At 54.1% G+C, this 4,682-nt stretch carries 2 protein-coding genes and 1 tRNA gene; 1 reads left to right on the plus strand and 2 read right to left on the minus strand.

The features are described from left to right. Positions 1-210: 210 nt before the first annotated feature. Positions 211-2,736 (minus strand): RNA-binding domain-containing protein, encoded by a 2,526-nt coding sequence (locus R5H32_RS20695; protein WP_318340529.1) that lies wholly within the window; start codon positions 2,734-2,736, stop codon positions 211-213. A 248-nt stretch (positions 2,737-2,984) separates the two neighbouring features. On the opposite strand from R5H32_RS20695, the gene R5H32_RS20700 reads away from it, so the two are divergent. Further along, positions 2,985-4,619, plus strand: a complete 1,635-nt coding sequence (locus tag R5H32_RS20700; protein WP_318340530.1) for a recombinase family protein — start codon at positions 2,985-2,987, stop codon at positions 4,617-4,619. Here the strand turns inward: R5H32_RS20700 and R5H32_RS20705 are convergent. After that, positions 4,576-4,652 (minus strand) — tRNA-Met (locus tag R5H32_RS20705). The two genes, R5H32_RS20700 and R5H32_RS20705, sit on opposite strands and share 44 nt — an antisense overlap. Between the last annotated feature and the right edge of the window lie 30 nt (positions 4,653-4,682).

A 4,682-nucleotide genomic window follows, 5' to 3' on the forward strand; every position in this document is an offset into this window, starting at 1 on the left:
ACGCGCCATCTGCTCGTCCGTCAGCCAGAAAAGGTTGCTCATGCTCAGGTCTCCTTGCGGAGCCTGAATCACGCCGAAAGTCGGAAATCAATGGGTCTGGAGCCTAGCCAAAAATGCACGGGCGAAAAGCAGGAGAATCCGACCGCGCATTTTTGACCCACCCAGAAAGTAACTTGCCGCCTCGCTCGGCCACCTCAAAAAAATGGAGACTTACTTTTTCACCTTGGTTGCCTCGACAAGAGAGGTCAGAGACTCTACTATCCGTGGAACTATTGTTGTGTCCATCCACTTCTTGCCATCAAAGGTATGCATTAAAAGGCTTTTGGCCTGATTATGCATCCGCGCTCGCTCACCTGAAAATAGCGCGCTCCGGGTCATCCTACCCAAGTAAAGTATAAATGGCTCGGAAATAGGATCAAGATAACCATCGCTGTCGCGTTCAAGAACGGCAAGGCTCTGCAATGGGATCCACTTTTCTTCTTCTGAAAGAAGGCGGAACCACTGATCCGAAGTATTGCGCGCGTACTTTTCGGAAACGTCTAACATCGGCGATCCCGAAAGAGCATTTATCTTAAATGCTTTTAGGTGAAGCAGTAAGCTATCCCGAAAAACTTTTAACGAGATCTCCGGGTCACTACTTAGCTTCTGTCTAGCCAGGTTATATGCCGTTGTTGCCTTCCTGCTAATCATGCCAACTTTTTCGTCCTCTGTGTATTTCCTGCCGGAAATCACCGTGTCCGTAATTTTAAAAAGTTGATCTCCAATTATTCCAGATCGCTTCTCTGCCCCAAACCATGCCATAAGCTCCTCACATTCTGGTTCATGATTCATCTGGATCGCATACGAAAAATCATCTCGAACAAGCGGCAAATTAGGACGCGATTGAAGAGACTCCACATACCCCCTCAAAGATCGGAATACAGGATCTTCAGTAACTTGCACTTCCAGTCTAGAATCCCGCACGATCTGCAAAGCTGCACGCAGCTTATCATCAGTGTGATAAGAAAATCTTAGAGGAACTAGATATCGGACTCTGGAGATTAATCTGGCAACTTCTGGTGAAGTAATTTTTATAGATTTTCGGTAGTTCTGAACTCTTGTTTTTACGGCCGGGTAAAGCTTTAGACTAATCTTCTTTGAATTAACAAAGGCACGCGTCAAGGGTGCAAGAGAGTAAAGTGCATTCTCCCCGGCGTCGTCCACGGTCAAGAACATCTCACGCACAGCTCCAATTGCATCGCGAACCGTAGAGTCTCCAGCCTGCAGAACTATTTTAATATCCTCAAATGTTGCAGGCTTATTGAGGTCCGCCAAAACCGCCAGCAACGGTCTCTCCAAGCCGTCAGACAGTGAGTCCCATTCACGGGAAAATACGTAGTCTCTAACATTCTCTCCGAAGTTCAACGAAAAAAGTCGTTCCGCACCTTCATAACCGCCGGCCGTACGTGAAAGGGCAATAATAGACTCAATAACAAGAGGGCGACGCTCAGAAAGTTTCGGCAGTCGAATTTCGCGGAACTCTTTATCAGGTTTCGGAGCCTTGAATCTGGAAACACATTCGTCGACGAAATGTTCGTAATCGTCGCCAGAAAGCCCTGGAACTTCAATAGAGTTATGAAGAGATTGCGACGGCGCATTTCTTGTTGTGTAGAGTATTTTTGATCTCTTTTTCGCTCTGCTTAATGCCCTAAATAGGAAGTCCGAACCGGGGTCAATTCCCTTTGTTGTCAGAGTATCAATGTCGTCGACGACTATCAGGTATGAAAATTGATCAAAATATTCTAAAAGAATCTTTCTATATTCCTGTATGTTTGTAGTACTAGTGCTGTCTAAGTCCGGCTCACCTCCAGAAAGCTGAATTATTTTCTTTAGTAACGTAGCCTCATCAAAGAAATCAGGTTCATCTAGCGTAACGATCTCCGCCTCAACGGATACGAGCTCTTTCTCTTTGGCACTCAGAAATAGGACAATGTCGACTTGATCTGTTCCTTCGATCTTCAGGGATCGACCGGACGTTTTTACTAACCTTGCGAACTCACGTGCAATTGTAGTTTTTCCTGATCCGCCTTTTCCGTATAGGTAGGTTCTTGGCTCATCTGAGTTCTGAACCCAATCGAAGAGCTCTGTCATTGCTTCAACACGGCCTATAAATCTCTTAATTTGAGCGGAAGACGGTGGAATTGAGCCTTCCACCCCGTCTGGCTCGGATGAAATAAAGAGGCTACTGTAGTGTTGTGGCTGTGCTCTCTGCACTTCGTTTCCTAATCGCACCCAGGTAATATCTGCCGCATATTTATCTAGCCCTTTATTGAACCGCAGTGGCCTTGTGTGGCGGGCGCGCGGCTTTACAAGCAAGACATCTACCCTGTCGGTCTCTTTTTGTCCGGTGTACGTCTTAAAGTCGAACTCAAAGCTCCGATCAGTCAACTGATTAAAGGCAAGCTGAAGCTTGTCGATGTTTGGGCGGACTCTATTCTTTCCACCCTCTCTCGTTTTGTCATTGACACCGAATATTATTAGACCACCGCCGGAATTTGAGAAAGCGCATATCAGTCGAGCAATCCCGCCAAAGTAGCTGTCTGAATACGAGAATGGCCACTGGTCTTTAAAATCCCAATGTTGGCCCTCAATGTCTGTAAATAGTTCTGTTTCATCAAGCAACGCATTGAAAAAGTCCTCTTGGCTTGGCAGCTGCCCTTTTGCACACCAACCTTCAATCGCCGCTCTATCGACCATCTTTCCCTCACGAATTCAATTGGTAGAACTTGGCGTCGTCGGTTCGGTGCGTCAAGCCGCATTCATCATCAAGTTAGCAGCGCCTGCCTGTTGGGGGGAAGTGCAGCTCTGCGATGCTGCAACGGGTTGCAATCGAAACTTGCGGACAAGCATCACAATATGCGCATAATCGGGTGGGCCAGGATTTATAAGCCATAGGAAAGGCCCAGGATATGCGCGCGGTGATCTATGCCCGCTACTCCACCGAGATGCAGCGTGAGGCCTCGATCGAGGACCAGGTACGCATCTGTCGCCGTCTCGTCGAGGAACGCGGTTGGAGGTTGACCGAGGTCTATTCCGATATGGGGATGAGCGGCGCGTCCCATCTCCGGCCAGGCTTCCAGAGGCTCTTGGAAGACGGGCGTGCCCGCCGCTTCGACGTGGTGGTTGCCGAAAGCATCGACCGGATCAGCCGCGACCAGGAGCACATTGCCGGGTTTCACAAGCAGATGACCTTCAACGGCGTCGTCACCCACACGGTGGCCGAAGGCGCGATCAGCGAGTTGCACATCGGGCTGAAGGGCACGATGGGCGCCCTGTTCCTGAAAGACCTCGCCCAGAAGACCCATCGCGGGCTCGAGGGCCGTGTGCGTGCCGGCAAGTCGGCGGGCGGCATCAGCTACGGCTACCGGCTAGACCGTCAGCCGCTGCCCTACGGCAGCTTGACCACCGGGGACAGAGCGATCGACGCGGCCGAGGCGGCAGTCGTGCGCCGCATCTTCGTTGCCTATGCCGGCGGGGAAAGCGCGAGGGCGATCGCCATCGGTCTCAATGCCGAGGGTGTCCCGGGCCCCCGCTCGTCGACCTGGTCGTTCTCGACGATCTCGGGGAACTGGAAGCGCGGCACCGGCATCCTCAACAACGAGCTCTATATTGGCCGGCTCGTGTGGAACCGCCAGCACTTCGTCAAGGATCCTGCCACCGGCAAGCGCCAGGCCCGGCCGAACCCGCCCGGGGACTGGATTGCCGAAGATGTGCCGGAGCTTCGCATCATCGACGACGAACTCTGGCAGCGCGTAAAGCTTCGCCAAGGCGCGATCCGCGACGACATACTGGCCGTGCGCGACGAAGGACCAGGCGCGCCCCGCATCGAGGGCGCACGACGGACCCGCTACCTGCTGTCCGGGCTTCTGGCCTGCGGCTGCTGCGGCGCGGGCTACATCATGATCAGCGACAGCCGCTACGGTTGCTCGGCCGCGCGCAATCGCGGCACCTGCACCAACCGGAGATCGATCAAGCGGGCGGAGGTCGAGGAACGTGTGCTCGCCGGCCTGAAGGACCGGCTCATGGCGCCCGAGCTCGTGGAGGAGTTCCTCGCCGAATACCAGCGCGAAGCACAGAAGGAGCGTCAGCAAGCCCGCGCCGCGCGCGGCGGGCTGGAGCGCGAGCTTGCAAGGGTGGAGCGCGAGATCGCCAATGTTGTTACCGCGATCACCCAGGGCATGTTCCATCCCGCGATGAAGGCGCAGATGGACAGGCTCGAGGCACAGAAGGCCGAAATGGGGGCGCGCCTTGCGGCCGTCCCAGAACCGGACCCCGTGGCGCTGCATCCGGGCCTCTACGAGGTCTATCGCGCAAAGGTGGAGGCCCTGGCCGAAGCGCTCAATCAGGACGACGCGCGCGCCGGAGCCGCGGAGATCCTGCGCGGGCTGATCGAGAAGATCGTGATCCATCCCACGAAAGACGGAAACCGGCTCGAGCTTTACGGCGAGCTCGGCGCAATCCTGTCGCTCTGCGGCGAGGGGAAAGCCACAAACGCCGACGCCCACGCGGGTGGCGTGGGCGTTCGGCAAGTAACGGTGGTTGCGGGGGTAGGATTTGAACCTACGACCTTCAGGTTATGAGCCTGACGAGCTACCGGGCTGCTCCACCCCGCGCCATTTGGCCCGCACGGAACGAGATTGTAT

Source organism: Defluviimonas sp. D31, from assembly GCF_033436765.1.
GTDB lineage: Bacteria > Pseudomonadota > Alphaproteobacteria > Rhodobacterales > Rhodobacteraceae > Albidovulum.

Coding starts and splice junctions, on each gene's coding strand:
- R5H32_RS20700 (WP_318340530.1), top strand. CDS start 2,985: ATGCAGCGTGAGGCCTCGATCGAGGACCAGGTACGCATCTGTCGCCGT.
- R5H32_RS20695 (WP_318340529.1), bottom strand. CDS start 2,736: ATGGTCGATAGAGCGGCGATTGAAGGTTGGTGTGCAAAAGGGCAGCTG.